Consider the following 17086-nt stretch of genomic DNA (forward strand, 5'->3'; position numbering starts at 1 on the left):
TCGCTCCTAGCGCGTGACGGGCAGGCCGAGGGCGGTCGCGGCGATCATGTCCCGCTGGATCTCGTTGGTGCCGCCGCCGAAGGTGAGGATCAGCGCCGACCGGTGCAGCCGCTCGATCCGCCCGGCCAGCAGCGCCCCCGGCGAGCCTTCGCGGACGACGGCGGCCGCGCCGAGCACCTCCATCAGCAGCCGGTAGGCCTCGATCGCGAACTCCGTGCCGAACACCTTCGTCGCCGACGCCTCGGCCGGGCCGAGCTCGCTGGCCGCGGCCGCCCAGGCGATCCGCCAGTTCCGCAGCTTCAGGTACTCCGCGCCGGCGTGCACCCGCGCGAGGTTCACCCGCACCCACTCCTGGTCGATGGCGCCGGTCTCCTTCGCCCATTCCAGGACGTCCGCCAGGGCTTTGCGGATCGGCGCCGACGAGGTCAGCGCGACGCGCTCGTGGTTGAGCTGGTTGGTGATCAGCGGCCAGCCCGCGTTCTCCTCGGCGACGCGCGCCGACACCGGCACGCGCACGCCGTCGTAGTAGGTCGCGCTCGTCCCGGCGCCCGCGACCGTGTGCACCTTGGTCCACGAGAACCCGTCGGCGGACGTCGGCACGATGAGCATCGACAGCCCGCGGTGCTTCTTCGCGCCGGGGTCGGTCCGGACCGCGAGCCAGACGTAGTCGGCGTACTCGATCAGGCTGGTCCACATCTTCTGGCCGGTGACGACGTACTCGTCGCCGTCGCGCTCGGCCCGCGTCCGCAGCGACGCCAGGTCGGTGCCGGCCTCCGGCTCGGAGTAGCCGATCGAGAAGTGCAGCTCCCCGGCGGCGATCTTCGGCAGGTAGAACGCCTTCTGTTCTTCGGTGCCGTAGCGCATGATCGTCGGGCCGACGGTGTTCACCGTCAGGAACGGCACCGGCACCCCGGCGACGGCCGCTTCGTCGGTGAAGATCAGCTGGTCGAGCATCGACCGGCCCTGCCCGCCGTACTCGGGCGGCCAGCCCAGCGCGAGCCAGCCGTCCTTGCCCAGCTGCCGCACGATCTCCTTGTACGCCACGCCATCGCCGTACTCGCCGCCGCCCGAGCGGAGGCCCGCACGCCGTTCGGGCGTCATCAGCTCGGCGAAGTACTCCCGAAGCTCGGCCGCCAGCGCGCGCTGCTGGAGCGTGTAGTCGATCCGCACCCGTCACCTCCACCCGGTCCGGCTCGTTGTGGTGCCGTACCGGCTCCCGGCGTTACAGTAGAACCTGTTCTAGTTGTACCAGGGCTCGAGCGGCGGAGGAAGCATGGAGATCGGCGTCGACCGGCAGCTGTGCGAGGCGAACGCGGTGTGCGTGGGGCTCGCCCCGGACGTCTTCGACCTCGACGAGGAGGAAGAACTGGTGATCCAGCCGGGCCCGGTCCCCGACGACCAGGTAGAACGCGTTACCAGCGCGATCAAGGGTTGCCCCAAGAATGCGCTGTTCATCGCCGGTTAGCACCGTTCACCCAAAGGGTTGCCTCGAACGAGAACAGATTCTACTGTAGGCCCGACATCCAGGACTCGACGAGGAGGTCCCCGCGGTGAGCTTGACCGGCAGGACGGCGATCGTCACGGGCGCCGCGGCGGGGCTGGGCCGGGCCGAAGCGCTCGCGCTCGCCGCGGGAGGCGCCACGGTCGTCGTCAACGACATCGGCGAGCCGAAGGACGTCGTCGCCGAGATCGAAGCGGCCGGCGGCAAGGCCGTCGCGGTCGCCGGCGACGTCGGCGACCGCGCCACGGCCGACGCGCTGGTGAGCGCCGCACTCGACCTCGGCGGGCTCGACGTCGTGGTCAACAACGCGGGCGTGCTGCGCGACAAGATGCTGTTCTCGATGTCCGACGACGACTGGGACACCGTGCTGCGCGTGCACCTGCGCGGCCACTTCCTGTTGTCCCGCAACGCCGCGAAGCACTGGCGCGACAAGTCCAAAGCGGACGGCGCCCCGGTGTACGGGCGGCTGGTCAACACGGCCTCCGAGGCGTTCCTCATCGGCTCGCCGGGCCAGCCCAACTACGCCGCCGCGAAGGCGGGCATCACCGCGCTCACCATGTCGGCCGCCCGCGGCCTGGCCAAGTACGGCGTCCGCGCCAACGCGATCTGCCCTCGCGCGCGGACGGCGATGACCGAGGGCGTGTTCGGCGCCGCTCCCGCCGAGGGGGCCGATCCGCTCTCGGTCGAGCACGTCGCGCCCTTCGTCGCCTACCTCGCCTCCCCGGCGGCCGAGCACGTCAACGGCCAGGTGTTCGTCGTCCACGGCGGCACGGTCGCGCTGGTCGAAGCGCCGAGGATCGAGCGGCGCTGGAAGCTCGACGAGCTCGAGACGTCCCTGAGCGGTTTCTTCGCCGACCGCGACCCCGGCCGGATGTTCGCCGCCACCGAGATCCTGGGAGAGTCATGAGGCTGGACGGGAAGATCGCGCTGATCACCGGCGCCGCGCGCGGGCAGGGCGAGGCCGCCGCCCGCGCGTTCGTCGCCGAAGGCGCCAAGGTGGTGATCGCCGACATCCTCGACGACGAGGGCAAGCAGCTGGCCGCCGACCTCGGCGAGCAGGCCGTCTACCAGCACCTCGACGTCGGCGACGAGGACGGCTGGGCCGCCGCGGTCGAGCGCGCGACCACCGAGTTCGGCCACCCGAACGTGCTGGTCAACAACGCCGGGATCCTGCACTTTTCGGAACTGGCCCAGACGACGCTGGCCGATTACGAACGCGTGATCCGGGTGAACCAGATCGGGGCGTTTCTCGGGATGCGCTCGGTCGTTGAACCGATGACCGCCGCCGGCGGTGGCTCCATCGTCAACGTGTCCTCTGTGGAGGGTCTGGCCGGGATGCCCTACCTCGTCGCCTACACCGCGAGCAAGTTCGCGATCCGCGGCATGACCAAGGTCGCGGCGATGGAACTCGGCAAGAAGCACATCCGGGTCAACTCGGTGCACCCCGGCGCGATCGACACCAAGATGGTCGAGACCGCGGCGGGCGGCCAGAAAGTCGACATGTCGTACGTCGGCAAGAAGGTCGCGCTGAGGCGGGTCGGGCAGCCCGAGGACGTCGCCAAGCTGGTGTTGTTCCTGGCCAGCGACGAGAGCGCGTACTGCACGGGTGCGGAATTCGTCGCGGACGGCGGGGCGACGGCCACGCACGCCCTCAACTTCTGAAGGAGAACTGCCGAAAGGGTGAGTGAACACCGCTAACTAAAGCGGGAACCGGGTGTGGAGAAGACTCGGAGGTCAACGGCGATCTACTGGGAGGTGTGGTGAGCGGAGGCACGGGCACGCTCCCGGGAACCGCGGCCCTGACCCAGGTCGGGCGCTTGGCGACGCTGTCGTGGGAGGTCCTGCGCGCGATCTTCAAGCGCCCCTTCCAGACCCGCGAGTGGATCCAGCAGTGCTGGTTCTTCGCCAGCGTCACGATCCTCCCGACCGCCCTGGTCGCCATCCCGTTCGGCGCGGTGATCGCCCTGCAGCTCGGTTCGCTGACCGCGCAGATCGGCGCCCAGTCGTTCACCGGCGCGGCCAGCGCGCTCGCCATCGTGCAGCAGGCCAGCCCGCTGATCACCGCGCTGCTCGTGGCGGGCGCCGGTGGCAGCGCGGTCTGCGCGGACATCGGCGCGCGCAAGATCCGCGAAGAGATCGACGCCATGGAGGTCCTCGGCGTCAACCCGATCCAGCGGCTGATCGTGCCGCGGGTGCTCGCCGCGATGGTCGTTTCGGTGCTGCTGAACGGCTTGGTCAGCGTGGTCGGCGTGCTCGGCGGCTACTTCTTCAACGTCGTCCTGCAGGGCGGCACGCCCGGCGCGTACCTGGCCAGCTTCAACGCCCTCGCGCAGGTGCCGGACCTCTGGGTCAGCGAGATCAAGGCGCTGCTGTACGGCTTCGTCGCCGGGGTCGTCGCGGCCTTCCGCGGGCTGAACCCGGCGGGCGGGCCGAAGGGCGTCGGCGACGCCGTCAACCAGGCCGTCGTGATCACCTTCCTGCTGCTGTTCCTGATCAACGTCGTGCTCACCGCGATCTACCTGCGGATCGTCCCGCCGAAGGCGATGTGATGACCGCCGAACCCCTGGACACCGACCGGACGCTCGAGTACATCGCGCGCCCGGGCCAGAGCCTGGAGGGGCTCGGCAAGCAGCTGGCGTTCGCCGCGAAAGCGCTCGCCTGGTCGCCGCGCACGATCCGCCGCTACAGCCGGGAAACGCTGCGGCTGCTCACCGAAGTCTGCTTCGGCACCGGTGGCCTGGCGGTCATCGGCGGCACGCTCGGCGTGATGATCGGGATGACCCTGTTCACCGGCCTGATCGTCGGCCTGCAGGGCTATTCCGCGCTCAATCAGCTCGGCACGGCCGCGCTCACCGGCTTCATCTCCGCCTACTTCAACACCCGCGAGGTCGCGCCGCTCTCGGCCGGGCTCGCGCTGTCCGCCACCGTCGGCTGCGGCTTCACCGCCCAGCTCGGCGCGATGCGGATCTCCGACGAGATCGACGCGCTGGAAGTCATGGGCGTGCCGAGCATGCCGTACCTGGTGACGACCCGGGTGCTGGCCGGGGTCGCCGCGGTGATCCCGCTGTACGCGGTCGGCCTGCTGTCGAGCTACCTCGCGTCCCGGCAGATCACCATCTGGCTCTACGGCCAGTCCGCGGGCACCTACGACCACTACTTCACGCTCTTCCTGCCACCCGGCGACGTCCTGTGGTCGTTCGGGAAGGTGATCGTGTTCAGCGTGCTCGTGATCCTGTCCCATTGTTACTACGGCTTCACCGCCAGCGGCGGCCCGGCCGGTGTCGGCGTCGCGGTCGGCCGCGCGGTGCGGACGTCGATCGTGCTGATCTCGGTGCTGGACTTCTTCTTGTCCCTGGCGATCTGGGGCGCGAACACCACGGTGAGGATCTCGGGATGAGGCGCGAGCTCTGGCAGCGGCTCCGGTACCAGGTGCTGGGGCTCGTCTTCCTGCTCGTCGCGGCCTTGTTCATCACGCTCACGCTCGCCGTCTATAACAAGGCGTTCACGCCGGTCACGCTCGTGAAGCTGGAGACCGACCGGGTCGGCAGCCAGCTGCGCACCGGTGGCGACGTCAAGGTCCGCGGCATGCTCGTCGGCGAAGTCCGCTCGGTGGTCGCGAAGGGCGACCACGCCGAGCTGGAGCTGGCCCTCGACCCGGACAAGACGCACGTGATCCCGAAGAACGTCTCCGCGCGGCTGCTGCCGAAGACGCTGTTCGGCGAGCGGTACGTCGCCCTGCAGCTGCCCGGGAAGTCCGACGGCCCGATCGAGGCCGGCGACGTCATCCCGCAGGACCGCAGCAGCGCCGCCATCGAGCTGCAGAAGGTGCTCGACGACGTGATGCCGCTGCTGCAGGCCGTCCAGCCCGAGAAGCTGTCGAGCACGCTCACCGCGGTGGCGACCGCGCTCGACGGCCGCGGCAAGCAGCTCGGCGAAACCCTGGCCGGGCTGTCGGACTACCTCGGCAAGCTCAACCCGTCGCTGCCGGACGTCAAGGCCGACATCACCGGGCTCGCGAACGTCGCGGACACCTACGACAAGGCGGCGCCGGACCTGCTGCAGGCGCTGTCCGACCTGACCACGACGAGCCGGACGATCGTCGACCAGCGCGCGCAGCTGGCCGACCTCTACGCCACGGTCACCGCGGCTTCGGTGGACCTCACGAACTTCCTCCAGGTCAACAAGGACAACCTGATCCGGCTCACCACCGCCGTCCAGCCGACGCTGGACGTCCTCGCCAAGTACGCCCCCGAGTACCCGTGCCTGATGCGGCAGCTCGCCGAGTCGGTGCCCCGGGCGGAGCTCGCCTTCGGCAAGGGCACCGCGCACCCCGAGGTCAGCCGCGTCACCATCGAGTTCGCCGCCAGCCGCGGCAAGTACCTGCCCGGCGTCGACGAGCCGAAGTACGAGGACAAGCGCGGGCCGCGCTGCTACCCGAGCGTGCCGCATCCCGGGGTGTGGCCGCAGTACCCGCCCGACGGCGCGATCAAGGACGGCTCCAGCAAGCCCCCGCCGCCGAAGTACCCGCCCGAGGAGCTGCCCGCCGGCGGCAGCGCCATCGGCGGGGACGGCACGATCGTCGGTTCGGCCTACGAGAACGACCTGATCGACCTGCTCGCCTCGCCCGCGCTCGGCACCGCGCCGGGTGCGGTGCCCGGCTGGGCGGGCCTGCTCGTCGGGCCGCTCTACCGCGGCGCGGAGGTGGAGCTGAAATGAGGAGTTTCCTCCCGTCCCTGATCAAACTCGGGGTGTTCGCCGTCGTCACGATCCTGTTCACCGGGATCCTCGCGGCCACCATCGCGAACACCAACTTCGGCGAGACGTCCGGGTATCTGGCGAAGTTCACCGACGCGTCCGGGCTCAAGGAAGGTGACGACGTCCGCATCGCCGGCGTCAAGGTCGGCCAGGTCGACACGATCGAGGTGGTCGAAGGGGAACGGAACCTGGCGCAGGTGCGGTTCGACGTCGAGCACGCCTACCGGCTGCCGGAGACGGTGACCGCGACGATCAAGTACCGCAACCTGGTCGGCCAGCGCTACCTCGCGCTCGGCACCGACGTCCCGGGCGATCGCGCGTTGCCCGAAGGCGGCACGATCCCGCCGGAGCGCACGAAACCCGCGCTCAACCTGACCGTGCTGTTCAACGGGTTCAAGCCGCTGTTCAAGGCGCTCAGCCCGAAGGACGTCAACCAGCTGTCGGCCGAGATCATCAGCGTCTTCCAGGGCGAAGGCGGCACGATCACCAGCCTGCTGCGGCACACCGCGTCCCTGACGACGGCGATCGCGAGCAAGGACCAGGTGATCGGCCAGGTCATCGCCAACCTCAACACCGTGCTCGGCACGGTCAACGCCCACGGCTCGCAGCTCGGCGACCTGATCGAGCAGACCCAGAAGCTGGTCAGCGGGCTGGCCGAGCAGCGCAAGCCGATCGGCGACGCGGTCAGCGCACTCGGCGACCTCGCGGTGTCGACCACCGGGCTCCTGGCCGACGCGCGCCCGGCGCTCAAGGACGACGTCGCCCAGCTCGGCGTGCTCTCGCAGAACCTCGGCGACTCGGGCGTGCTGCTCAACCACCTCCTCGAGGTGCTGCCGGGCAACCTGCAGAAGTTCACCCGGACCCTGAGCTACGGCAGCTGGTTCAACTACTACCTGTGCGGGATCACCGGCACCATCGGCATTTCCTCGCTCGACATCACGCTGCCGATCATCCCCATTCCCGGCACTCAGCGCGCGGAGAGGTGTGGTCCGTGAAGCCGCTGAAGGAACGCAACCAGGCCGCGGTGGGCGCGGTCGCGCTCGTGCTGATCGTGCTCGTCACGGCCACGACGTACTTCTCCGACCAGCTCCCGTTCTTCGGCAACGGCACGACGTACTCGGCGTACTTCGGCGAGTCCGCGGGGCTCGCGCCGGACAACGAGGTCGAGGTCGCCGGCGTCAAGGTCGGCACGGTGTCGTCGGTGAAGCTGGCCGGCAAACAGGTCCTGGTGCGCTTCCGGGTCAAGGACGTCCGCGTCGGGGACGCCACGACGGCGTCCATCGAGATCAAGACGCTGCTCGGGGAGAAGTACCTCGCGCTCGACCCGAAGGGCAGCGGGGCGCAGGAGCCGAACTCGACCATCCCGCAGGCCCGCACCAGGACGCCGTTCCAGCTGCAGGACGCCTTCGAGCAGCTGTCGACGACGGTCGGCGACATCGACACGAAGCAGCTCGCCGACAGCTTCAACGCGCTTTCCGACAGCCTCAAGGACAGCCCGCAGTACCTGAAGGACACGCTGACCGGGCTGTCGTCGCTGGCGAAGACGGTGTCCTCCCGCGACGCCGACCTGCACACGCTGCTGGCCAACACGAGCCAGGTCTCGAAGACGCTGTCCGATCGCAACGCCCAGCTGCAACGCGTGATCAGCGACGGCAACCTGCTGCTCACCGAACTGCAGAACCGCAAGCAGGCCATCAACGCCCTGCTCACCGGCACCCAGCAGCTTTCGCAGCAGCTGACCGGGCTCGTCCAGGACAACCGCGACCAGCTCAAGCCGACACTGGAGAAGCTCGGGAAGGTGACCGACATCCTGCAGCGCAACCAGGGCAACCTCGACAAGAGCCTGCAGCTGATGGCGCCGTTCGCCCGCGTCGGCGCGAACGCCACCGGCAACGGCCGCTGGTTCGAGGGCTACCTGTGCGGGCTGCTGCCGCCGACGATCACCGTGGGCGGGCTGCACATCAACCCCGAAGGCTGCACCCCGCCGATCGCGGCGCCGAACCAGGGGGTGGGCCGCCGATGACCATCCACACCGCCCGCGGCCGCAGCCTGGTGACCTGGCTCGCCTTCGCGTGCATCCTCGCGCTGATCGTCACGGCCGGGCTCTACCTGGTGTTCCGGTCTTCGAACGGCACCAAGCTTTCGGCGTACTTCGGCAAGACCGTCGGGCTGTACGCGGGTTCGTCGGTGCGGGTGCTCGGCGTGCCGGTCGGCGAGGTCACCGACGTCACGCCCGAGGGTGCCGCGGTCCGCGTGGACATGCGCGTCGACGACGTGGCGCTGCCCGCCGACGTCGGCGCGGTCGTCGTCGCGCCCAGCCTGGTCAGTGACCGATACGTCCAGCTGACCCCGGCCTACGACAGCGGGCCGGTGCTCGCGTCGGGGACGGTGCTCGCGAAGGACCGCACGGCCACGCCGGTGGAGCTGGACGACCTGTACTCGAGCCTCGACAAGCTGTCGACGGCGCTCGGCCCGAACGGCGCGAACTCCGACGGCGCGCTGTCCGGCGTCCTGGACACCGCGGCGAACACGCTGAAGGGCAACGGTGCTTCGCTGAACTCGACCGTCGGGCAGCTGGCCGAGCTCGCGAAGACCCTCGACGGCTCGAAGGACGACCTGTTCTCGACCGTGCAGAACCTCAACTCCTTCACCGGCGCCCTGGCCCAGAGCGACCAGCAGCTCAACGAGTTCTACGGCCGCGTCGCCGACGTCAGCCGGTTCCTCGCCGCGGACTCGTCCGAGGTGGGCGCCGCGCTGCAGTCGCTCGGTGGCGCGCTCGGCGACGTCCAGCAGTTCGTCAACGACAACAAGACGGCGCTGGAATCCAATGTGGACAAGCTGGCGTCGCTGTCGAAGGTGCTCGTCGACCAGCGCGCCGCGCTCGCCGAGGTGCTCGACATCGCGCCGACCGGCGCCACGAACTTCATCAACTCCTACGACGCGGCGTCGGGCACCATCGCCGTCCGCGACAACCTGAACGAGCTGACCAACCCGCCGATCCTCACCGTGTGCCGCCTGATCAGCTCGTTCACGCCCAAGGAAGTCCCCGACACGCTCGGCGACATCTGCAAGCGGCTGGCGCCGGTGCTGGACGGGGCGTTGAAGCTGCCGACCATCCCGCAGGTGCTCAACTCGCTGCAGAACGGGACGCTCCCGCCGTTGCCGCTCCCGCTCGTCGACGTGATGGAACAGCTGTCCGGCGGTGCGAAGTGAAGGGGCGCAGGCGGATCGCCGGCGTGCTGGCCGGGGTGCTCGTGCTGGCCGGCTGCAGTGACGGCGGGTTCAACGGCCTCTACGGCACGCCGCTGCCGGGCGGCGCCGACGTCGGCGATCACCCGTACCACGTCACCGCGCTGTTCACCGACGTGCTCGACCTGGTGCCGCAGTCCAGCGTCAAGGTCAACGACGTCGCGGTCGGGCGGGTCGACAAGATCACCCTGACGCCGGACACGCGCTCGGCGCTGGTGGCGATGACCGTCAACGGCGACATCACGCTGCCCGCCAACGCCCGCGCCGAGCTGAAGCAGTCTTCGCTGCTGGGGGAGAAGTTCGTCGAGCTGAGCGTGCCCACGGCCGAGCCGGCGGCCGGCCGCCTCGGCGACGGCGCGCAGATCCCGCTCGGGCGGACCAACCGCAACCCCGAGGTCGAGGAGGTGCTCGGCGCGCTGTCCCTGCTGCTCAACGGCGGCGGCGTCGAGCAGATCCAGAAGATCAGCCACGAGCTCAACGACGCGCTGTCCGGCAACGAGCCGGAGATCCGCGCGCTGCTGTCCCGGGTGGACGAACTGGCCACCCAGCTCGACGGGCACAAGACCGAAATCCTGCGGGCGATCGACGGCCTGGCGAAGCTGTCCCGCACGCTGACCGGCCAGACGCAGAACCTGACGAATGCGCTCGACGACCTGGCGCCGGGCCTGAAGGTCGTCACGGACCAGCGTGACCAGCTCGTGGGCATGCTGAACGCGCTGAACACGCTGTCGGGGGTCGCGGTGGACACCGTGACGAAGAGCCGGGACCAGCTCGTCGCGAACCTCAAGGCACTGCAGCCGACGTTGACCAAGCTCGGCGAGGCCGGTGCCAACCTGCCGAACGCGCTGCAGATCCTGTTGACGTACCCGTTCCCCGACTACGCGGGCAACGTGATCAAGGGCGACTACGCGAACGTCGAGGCGAACGTGAACCTCGACCTGGACGTGCTGATTTCGAACTTCGCGAACTCGTCGCAGCCGCCGATCGCGCTGCCGTCCGGGCAGTCTTCCGCGGTCGCGCCACCGCTGCCGCTGCCCGACCTGGGCTCGGCCCCGCAGGTGGCCGGTCCCGGCCTGCTGGGCGGCCTGCTCGGCCTGATCGGGGGCGGCCGGTGACCCGCAAGATCCGCATCCAGCTGTTCGCCTTCGTCGTCATCGCGGTGGTTTCGGTCGTCTACGCCGGCGGCCGGTACGCCGGGCTGGACCGGTTGTTCGGCAACCGCGGCTACGTCGTCACGGCGCAGCTGACCGACTCCGGCGGCATCTTCGTCAACTCCGAAGTCGCCTACCGCGGGGTCACGGTCGGCCGGGTCACGTCGATGACGCTCACCGAGCACGGCGTCGACGTCGCCCTCGACATCGACGCGGGCGCCCCGGACATCCCGGCCGACGCGCACGCGCAGGTGGCGAACCGGTCGGCGGTGGGGGAGCAGTTCGTGGACCTGCTCCCCGCAACCAACGGCGGCCCGTACCTGAAGGACGGCTCGGTGATCACGGCGGACAAGACGTCGTTGCCGCCGTCGCCGGACACGGTGCTCACGCACCTCGACGACCTCGTGGCGAGCGTGCACCCGGAGTCGCTGCGGACGGTCGTCGACGAGACGTACAACGCGTTCGCCGGGGCGGGCCCGGAGCTGCAGCAGCTCCTCGACAGCACGGGATCGCTGACGGCGGTAGCCGCGCAGTACGTGCCGCAGACGCAGGGGCTGCTGGCGAACTCGCGGATCGTCCTCGGCACCCAGGAGCGCCAGGCGGCGAACATCACGGACTTCGCCTCCGGGCTGCGGACGATCGCGGGTCAGCTGAAGAAGTCCGATCCGGACCTGCGGCGGGTGATCGCGCAGGCGCCGCAGCTGAGCCGGCAGATCAGCGACGTACTGGCGGCGTCGGGCACGGACCTGGGTGTGCTGTTCGCCAACCTGCTGACCACGGCGCAGATCACGACGTCCCGGAAGGACTCGATCGAGGAGCTGCTGGTCGCGTACCCGATCATTTCGGCGTTCTCGCCGTCGACGTCCCCGGACGGCACCGGTCACCTGGGCGTGGTGTTCAACTTCTTCGACCCGGCTTCGTGCACGAAGGGGTACGAGGGGACGAAGCAGCGTCCCGCGAACGACGAGACCGAAGCGCCGGTGAACATGAACGCTTACTGCGCCGAGCCGCCCGGTAGCCCGACCGGGGTGCGCGGGGCGCAGAACGCGCCTTACGCGGGCAAGCCGCCCGCGATTCCCGCGGCTACCCAGCAGCAGGCTTCTTCGGCGCCGCAACAGCTTCCGGGGATGCTGAGCCTGCTGACCGGGCCGTCCGCGGGCGGGCTCGGCCGGTTGCTGGGCACGCCGTGAAGCTGCGTCTCCTGGTGGTGCTCGCGGTCCTGTCGGTGCTGGCGGCGGCGTTCTCGGGCTGGTCCTGGTGGCGCGCGGCCGCCGACGACTCCTTCGCCCGCGGCCGCGAGCGCGACGCGGTGCTCGCCGCGGCGGGCCCCCAGCTGGTCACGCTGAACACGATCGACTACCGCACGGCGGCGGCGGACGTGGACCGCTGGATCGCGGCGTCGACCGGCCAGTACGGAAAGGACCTGGCGGGCGACCGCCAGCTGCAGATCGACCGGGCTGTTTCCGCTCGCACGGTGTCATCGGCCTCGCTGGTCCAGGCGGCGGTGACGGAGATCGACCCGTCACGGGGGTCCGCGCGCCTCTTGGCGGTGCTGGACGTCCGCGTGTCGACGGGAGGCGGCGCTGTTACGCCGCGTCTCAACCGCCTGACGGTGGACGTGTCCCGCTCCCCATCGGGTTGGAAGGTAGCGGGAGTCCAGGCGGCGGGCTCGTGAACCGGGTACTGGTGCTGGTGGTGGCGCTGGCGGTGGGCTGCACGGCGTGGTTCGGCATCGAGGCGGCTTCGCTTTCCCCGGGCGACAACCAGGCGTTGGTCGACTTGCCGGCCACTGCCGAGGTTTCGTCATCGGTGAGCGACGCGGTCAAGGCGGTGTTCTCGTACGACTACGCGAACCTGGCCCGCACCGAGCGGGCGGCTGCGGAGGTCCTGACGGGGGACGCGGTCCGGCAGTACCAGACACAGTTCGCTTCGGCCCGAACGCGGGCGGCATCGGAGAAGCTGACCCGGACGACAACGGTCCGGGCGGTGGGGGTGCGGTCGTTGCGCGGGGACTCGGCGGATCTGCTCCTGTTCCTGGACCAGCAGACGGTGGCGCAAGGCGGGGGAGCGCCGACGTCCTCGGTGGCCCAGCTGGCGGTGACGGCGAAGCGGATCGACGGCCGCTGGAAGCTGGCCACGTTGACGGCGCTCTAGCCGTCCCACACAGCCGCGCCCTGGCGGAGGACCTCCACATCGGACGGCCCTTCCACCGGCCACAGCTCCACCACGTACCGGTAGTGCTCCCCGAACTCGTGCTCGTTCCAAGTCGCCGGGGGCGGATCGGCCGGCACGTACGAAACCCGGGCCCGGTACAACCCCGGCAGCACCGAAAAGAACTTCTCCTGCGAGGGGTAGTCGGCGGGCCCGGAAATCACCAGCCGGCCGCTCGGAACCGGAAGATCCGCTTCCACCACGTGCTCGGCGTCGGGCCACAGCGCAGGCGCCGAGGGCACCAGTGTCACCGAAGACTCGACCACGTCCGACCGCGCCGTCGCGATCGCCAGGCCCGCGGGCTCCACCCCGATCCGGTGATGTTCCACCGCGGCCGATGTCCAGCCGCTGCCCGTCAAGCGGGACCGGGAGTCCCGCACGGAGAACTGGCGCTGGTCGGCGTGGACTACGAGGTGCACACGAACCACCCTAGCCAGGACCCGCCCCGAAATGGTATCGACGGCGGGTTTAGCGTTGAGGCCATGACCACTGCTTCCGTCGACGTCGACACGGCCCGCAGCGACTACGCGGCCCTGGTCGGCCGAGGCCTCTCCCTGGACATCACCCGCGGCAAGCCGTCCCCCGAGCAGCTCGACCTCTCGAACGCGCTGCTCTCCCTCCCGGGCGACGGCACCTTCAATGCCGAGGACGGCACCGACGTCCGCAACTACGGCGGCCTCAACGGCCTGCCGGAGCTGCGTCGCATCTTCGCCCCCGCGCTGCAGGTGCCGGCCGGGCAGCTGCTCGCCGCCGGCAACTCGAGCCTCGAGCTGATGCACGACGCCGTCGTCCAGGCGCTGCTGAGCAAGCTGCCCGGGGCCGAGCGCCGCTGGGCCGACGAGCCGCAGGTGAAGTTCCTCGCCCCCGTCCCGGGCTACGACCGCCACTTCGCGCTCACCGAGCGCTTCGGCATCGAGCTCGTCCCGGTCGACATGACCGACGAGGGCCCCGACATGGACGTCGTCGAGACGCTGGTCGCCGAGGACGCGAGCGTCAAGGGCATCTGGTGCGTCCCCAAGTACAGCAACCCCACCGGGGTCACGTTCAGTGACGACGTCGTGCGGCGGCTCGCCACCATGCGCACCGCGGCGCCGGACTTCCGGATCTTCTGGGACAACGCCTACGCCGTGCACCACCTCACCGACGACGAGCCGGCGCTGGCCGACGTCCTGGCCCTGGCCACCGAGGCCGGCCACGCCGACCGCGTCTTCGTCTTCGGCTCCACCTCGAAGATCACCCTCGCCGGCGCCGGTGTCGGCTTCTTCGGCGCCTCCGAGGCCAACCTCGCCTGGTGGACCGGCAACACCGGCAAGCGCACCATCGGCCCGGACAAGGTCAACCAGCTGCGCCACGCCCACTTCCTGAAGGACGAGGACGGCGTCCGCGCCCACATGCGCAAGCACGCCGGGATCATCGGCCCGAAGTTCGCGGCCGTCGACCGCATCCTCTCCGAGGAGCTGGCCGACCTCGCTTCCTGGACCAAGCCGACCGGCGGGTACTTCATCACGCTGACCGTCCCGCAGGGCACCGCGAAGGAGGTCGTGCGGCTGGCGAAGGAGGCCGGTGTCGCGCTGACCCCCGCCGGGGCGACCCACCCGCACGGCAACGACCCGGCCGACGCCGTGATCCGGATCGCGCCGACCTTCCCGAAGCTCGAAGAGGTCGAGGAGGCCGTCCGCGCTCTCGCCGTGTGCGTCCGGCTCGCGGTCGCGCAGCGCGGCTGACCTGGGCAAACGCAAGTCGATCAAAATTTTTCCCGTTTTGACCGAGCCGGGGGACGCCCAGGTACGTATGACCGGTGGGTGAGGTGGACGAACTCGTCACGAGAGGACGTCCCCCGGTGTTCGGAAAACGCTACACAGAGCAGCTGATCGAGCGCAGCGCGGAGAACGCGACCGACCGCCGCCGCTTCCTCAAGGCTGCGGGAGCGGCGGGACTCGGCGTCGCGGGTGCCGGTGCGCTCGGCACGGCGCTGTCGCTGGGCCTCGGCTCGGCCGGTGCCACATCGCAATACGGGGAACAGGGAGGTGACAAGGCGAAGGAGGCGGCGAGCGACGCCGCCGTGCTGAACTTCGCGTTGAACCTCGAGTACCTCGAGGCGAACCTGTACTCGTTCGCCGCGTACGGCTACGGGCTGAACGAGAAGTACGTCAACGGCGTCGGCAACCTCGGGAAGGTCTCCGGCGGCCACGGCGTCAAGTTCAAGAGCGAGCACACGAAGCAGATCGTCCAGGAGATCGCCGGCGACGAGGTCGCCCACGTGAACTTCCTGCGCAAGGCGCTGGACAAGGCCGCCGTCGCGCAGCCGGAGATCGACTTCCAGAACAGCTTCACCGCGGCCATGCAGGCCGCGGGGGTGATCAAGCAGGGCCAGACGTTCGACCCGTTCGGCAGCGAGAACAACTTCCTGCTCGCCGCCTACCTGTTCGAAGACGTCGGCGTGTCGGCCTACAAGGGCGCGGCGCCGCTGGTGAACAACAAGACGTTCCTCGACGCGGCGGCGGGCATCCTCGCGGTCGAGGCGTACCACGCGGGCATCATCCGCTCGGCGCTGTTCGAGCGCGGCCTCGGCGACATCACGAACAAGATGTCCGACGCCCGCGACAGCCTCGACGGCAAGGCCGACGACGACGAAGGCGTGATCAAGGACGGCAAGGCGAACCTCGTCCCGACCGACGCCAACGGCATCGCGTTCGGGCGCTCCGCCGAGCGCGTGCTCAACATCGCCTACCTCAACCCGGACAAGGTGTCCTCGGGCGGCTTCTACCCGCGCGGCCTGAACGGCGACATCGCCACCAGCGGTGCGAAGGAGTAGGCACCGCGTGCCGCCGCCACGGTAACGTCACCGGCGGCGGCACGCGGAGTCGACGGGGGGACGCGAAGTGCGGGTACTGGTCGCGGGTGGCGGGATCTCGGGCACGGTCACGGCGATGGCGCTGAAGCTCGCCGGGTACGAACCGGTCGTGTACGAGGCCTACCCCGCAGGCGGGGACGACATCGGCGCGTTCCTCACGATCATGCACAACGGCATGGACGCCCTGCGCGCGATCGGTGCCGATCAGCCGGTGATCGATGCGTCCTTCGCGGCGTACGGCGTCGAGCTCGTCACCCCGGACGGGCAGACCGTGGGGCGGCGCGAGTTCGACACCGAAGGCCTCGACGGGCCGCGCACGCTGACCCGCGCGACGCTCTACCGCGTCCTCCAGGACGAAGCCGCACGCCGCGGTGTCCCCCTGGAGCGCGGCCGGCGCCTGGTGGGCGCTCGGTCCGGCCCGGGCGGGATCACGGCCGAGTTCGCCGACGGCACCACCGCGACCGGCGACGTCCTCGTCGGCGCGGACGGCCTCCGCTCGGTCGTCCGGCGGCTGATCGACCCGGCCGCCGACGAGCCCCGCTACACCGGGCTGACCGTCGTGTACGGCTACACGCGCGCGGGCGGGCTGCCCGCCGCGCCCGGGATCTACCGGATGATCCGCGGCAGCCGGGCCGCCTTCGGGTTCACCACGGACCCCGGCGGCGCCACCTTCTGGTTCGCCCGCATCCCGGACGCCGAGCGGCCGCGCGAGGAGATCGCGGCGGTCACCCCGGCGGGCTGGCGCGAGTTCGCCCACGCGGCGTTCGACGGCGATCCGTTGCCGTGTGCGGACATCGTCGCGGCCACCGGCGACGAGGTCTTCGGCGGGCACTCGTACGACGTCCCGGAGACCCGGGTCTGGTCGACGCCCGAGATGGTCCTGACGGGGGACGCCGCCCACGCCGCGTCCCCGGCGGCGGGCCAGGGCGCGTCGATGGCGCTGGAGGACAGCGTGGTGCTGGCGCAGTGCCTGCGAGACCTGCCGGACCCGGCCTCGGCTTTCGCGGCGTACGAAGGGCTTCGCCGGGAGCGGGTGGAGAAGCTGGTGAAGGCGAGCGCGGGCGGGGACGTGGGCGAGGAGCGCGGCTGGCTGTACTCGCACCACATCGACTGGGACGCGAAGATCACCGCCTGACGCCGCAGGAGTCGCGGACCACCAGCTTCGTGGGCAGCAGCACCGGTTCCGGGGTCGTCGCGTTCTCGAGCATCGCCAGCAGCGCACCCGCCGCCGCGGTGCCGAAGCCCGGTTTGTCCTGGGCCACCGTCGTCAGGGCCGGGTCCACCAGGGACGCCACCTCGATGTCGTCGAACCCGACCACGGCCAGGTCGGCCGGCACCCGCAGGCCGGCCGCGCGGGCCGCCAGC

19 protein-coding genes are annotated in these 17086 nt (G+C 70.3%); 16 read left to right on the forward strand and 3 right to left on the reverse strand.

Annotation, left to right across the window (positions count from 1 at the left end):
* Positions 1–6: 6 nt before the first annotated feature.
* On the reverse strand, positions 7–1170 hold the full coding sequence (locus tag CCN39_RS02160; RefSeq protein ID WP_086838120.1) for an acyl-CoA dehydrogenase family protein: 1164 nt from the start codon (positions 1168–1170) through the stop codon (positions 7–9).
* A 103-nt stretch (positions 1171–1273) separates the two neighbouring features.
* Here CCN39_RS02160 and CCN39_RS02165 point away from each other — a divergent pair, with 103 nt between their 5' ends.
* From CCN39_RS02165 to CCN39_RS02225, 13 genes are all read left to right on the forward strand, one after another.
* Positions 1274–1465, forward strand: a complete 192-nt coding sequence (locus tag CCN39_RS02165; protein WP_086838121.1) for a ferredoxin — start codon at positions 1274–1276, stop codon at positions 1463–1465.
* 85 nt (positions 1466–1550) lie between these two features.
* Positions 1551–2408 carry a 3-oxoacyl-ACP reductase gene (locus CCN39_RS02170; RefSeq protein ID WP_086838122.1) on the forward strand — a complete coding sequence of 286 codons (858 nt, stop codon included), beginning with the start codon at positions 1551–1553 and terminating at the stop codon, positions 2406–2408.
* Positions 2405–3163, forward strand: coding sequence for a glucose 1-dehydrogenase (locus CCN39_RS02175; protein WP_086838123.1), 759 nt, complete (start codon positions 2405–2407; stop codon positions 3161–3163). Before CCN39_RS02170 ends, CCN39_RS02175 begins: the two co-directional genes overlap by 4 nt.
* 98 nt (positions 3164–3261) lie before the next feature.
* Entirely contained in the window at positions 3262–4050 is a 789-nt protein-coding gene (locus CCN39_RS02180) for an MlaE family ABC transporter permease (RefSeq protein ID WP_086838139.1), read from the forward strand.
* Positions 4050–4898 (forward strand): MlaE family ABC transporter permease, encoded by an 849-nt coding sequence (locus CCN39_RS02185; RefSeq protein ID WP_167454950.1) that lies wholly within the window; start codon positions 4050–4052, stop codon positions 4896–4898. Before CCN39_RS02180 ends, CCN39_RS02185 begins: the two co-directional genes overlap by 1 nt.
* Positions 4895–6217: an MCE family protein gene (locus CCN39_RS02190; protein ID WP_086838125.1), complete on the forward strand. Its 1323-nt coding sequence runs from the start codon at positions 4895–4897 to the stop codon at positions 6215–6217. Before CCN39_RS02185 ends, CCN39_RS02190 begins: the two co-directional genes overlap by 4 nt.
* The gene (locus tag CCN39_RS02195; protein ID WP_086838126.1) at positions 6214–7251 is read left to right on the forward strand and encodes an MCE family protein; all 1038 of its coding nucleotides are present in this window, start codon (positions 6214–6216) and stop codon (positions 7249–7251) included. Before CCN39_RS02190 ends, CCN39_RS02195 begins: the two co-directional genes overlap by 4 nt.
* On the forward strand, positions 7248–8279 hold the full coding sequence (locus CCN39_RS02200; protein ID WP_167454951.1) for an MlaD family protein: 1032 nt from the start codon (positions 7248–7250) through the stop codon (positions 8277–8279). Before CCN39_RS02195 ends, CCN39_RS02200 begins: the two co-directional genes overlap by 4 nt.
* On the forward strand, positions 8276–9469 hold the full coding sequence (locus CCN39_RS02205) for an MCE family protein (RefSeq protein WP_086838128.1): 1194 nt from the start codon (positions 8276–8278) through the stop codon (positions 9467–9469). Before CCN39_RS02200 ends, CCN39_RS02205 begins: the two co-directional genes overlap by 4 nt.
* Positions 9466–10620, forward strand: coding sequence for an MCE family protein (locus CCN39_RS02210; protein WP_086838129.1), 1155 nt, complete (start codon positions 9466–9468; stop codon positions 10618–10620). Before CCN39_RS02205 ends, CCN39_RS02210 begins: the two co-directional genes overlap by 4 nt.
* Positions 10617–11846: an MCE family protein gene (locus tag CCN39_RS02215; protein ID WP_086838130.1), complete on the forward strand. Its 1230-nt coding sequence runs from the start codon at positions 10617–10619 to the stop codon at positions 11844–11846. The genes CCN39_RS02210 and CCN39_RS02215 overlap by 4 nt, the downstream gene beginning before the upstream one ends.
* On the forward strand, positions 11843–12331 hold the full coding sequence (locus tag CCN39_RS02220; protein WP_086838131.1) for an Rv1363c family protein: 489 nt from the start codon (positions 11843–11845) through the stop codon (positions 12329–12331). The genes CCN39_RS02215 and CCN39_RS02220 overlap by 4 nt, the downstream gene beginning before the upstream one ends.
* Positions 12328–12810: a hypothetical protein gene (locus tag CCN39_RS02225; protein WP_086838132.1), complete on the forward strand. Its 483-nt coding sequence runs from the start codon at positions 12328–12330 to the stop codon at positions 12808–12810. The genes CCN39_RS02220 and CCN39_RS02225 overlap by 4 nt, the downstream gene beginning before the upstream one ends.
* On the opposite strand, the gene CCN39_RS02230 is transcribed toward CCN39_RS02225, so the two are convergent.
* Complete coding sequence (locus tag CCN39_RS02230; protein ID WP_086838133.1) at positions 12807–13286, reverse strand: hypothetical protein; 480 nt, start codon at positions 13284–13286, stop codon at positions 12807–12809. The genes CCN39_RS02225 and CCN39_RS02230 overlap by 4 nt on opposite strands.
* A 63-nt stretch (positions 13287–13349) precedes the next feature.
* Here CCN39_RS02230 and CCN39_RS02235 point away from each other — a divergent pair, with 63 nt between their 5' ends.
* From CCN39_RS02235 to CCN39_RS02245, 3 genes are all read left to right on the forward strand, one after another.
* The gene (locus CCN39_RS02235) at positions 13350–14591 is read left to right on the forward strand and encodes an aspartate aminotransferase type Ic (protein ID WP_086838134.1); all 1242 of its coding nucleotides are present in this window, start codon (positions 13350–13352) and stop codon (positions 14589–14591) included.
* Positions 14592–14707: 116 nt separating this feature from the next.
* Positions 14708–15682 (forward strand): ferritin-like domain-containing protein, encoded by a 975-nt coding sequence (locus tag CCN39_RS02240; RefSeq protein WP_086838135.1) that lies wholly within the window; start codon positions 14708–14710, stop codon positions 15680–15682.
* A gap of 67 nt (positions 15683–15749) precedes the next feature.
* Positions 15750–16856, forward strand: coding sequence for an FAD-dependent oxidoreductase (locus CCN39_RS02245; protein WP_086838136.1), 1107 nt, complete (start codon positions 15750–15752; stop codon positions 16854–16856).
* Here the strand turns inward: CCN39_RS02245 and CCN39_RS02250 are convergent.
* A partial coding sequence (locus CCN39_RS02250) for a substrate-binding domain-containing protein (RefSeq protein ID WP_158104478.1) occupies positions 16846–17086 on the reverse strand: 241 nt, incomplete at its 5' end. The genes CCN39_RS02245 and CCN39_RS02250 overlap by 11 nt on opposite strands.

This window comes from Amycolatopsis kentuckyensis, assembly GCF_002155975.1.
Lineage (GTDB): Bacteria > Actinomycetota > Actinomycetes > Mycobacteriales > Pseudonocardiaceae > Amycolatopsis > Amycolatopsis kentuckyensis.